Here is a 643-nt window from a genome sequence, read left to right as displayed (position 1 = left end):
AGCGTGAAGCTCTGCGTCGCCGGGACATTGCCGCCATTTCCGTCGGTGACGGAGTAGCTGAGGCTGACCGGGCCGTTGTAGTTGGCATCCGGGGTGAAGGTCCAGGTGCCGTCATTGTTGTTGACGAGCGCGCCATGATTGGCGGTGAGGCCGGAGACCGACAGCTGGTCGCCGTCGACATCGGTAAAGCCGGCCAGCAGATCAGCGGCGCTGATCGTGTAGGGCGTGTCCTCGGTTCCCGCCGCAAGCGTCGCCGCATTGCCGCTGAGGACGGGTGCGTCGTTGACCGCATCAAGCGTGAAGCTCTGGCTTGCCGGCAGGCTGCCGCCATGGCCGTCGATGACGGTATAGCTCAGGCTGACCGGGCCGTTGTAGTTGGCATCCGGCGTGAAGGTCCAGCTGCCGTCATTGTTGTTGACCAGGCCGCCGTGGTTGGCGGTGAGGCCTGACACCGACAGCGGGTCGCCGTCGACATCGGTGAAGCCAGCCAGCAGGGCAGCGGTGCTGAAGGTGTAGGGTGTGTCCTCGCTGCCTGCCGCAAGCGTCGCCGCATTGCCGCTGAGGACCGGCGCATCGTTGACCGCAGCCAGCGTGAAGCTCTGCGTCGCCGGGACATTGCCGCCATTTCCGTCGGTGACGGAGT

At 65.6% G+C, this 643-nt stretch carries 1 protein-coding gene; it reads right to left on the bottom strand.

The genetic code is table 11. The features are described 5' to 3' along the window. The coding region (locus tag AF337_RS04490; protein ID WP_152970899.1) for a cadherin-like domain-containing protein at positions 1-643 on the bottom strand (643 nt) is incomplete at both ends.

Source organism: Rhizobium ecuadorense, from assembly GCF_001187535.1.
Taxonomy (GTDB): Bacteria; Pseudomonadota; Alphaproteobacteria; order Rhizobiales; family Rhizobiaceae; genus Rhizobium; species Rhizobium ecuadorense.
Note: the sequence above shows the minus strand (reverse complement) of the source record. Positions and strands in the feature narration are given on the sequence as shown.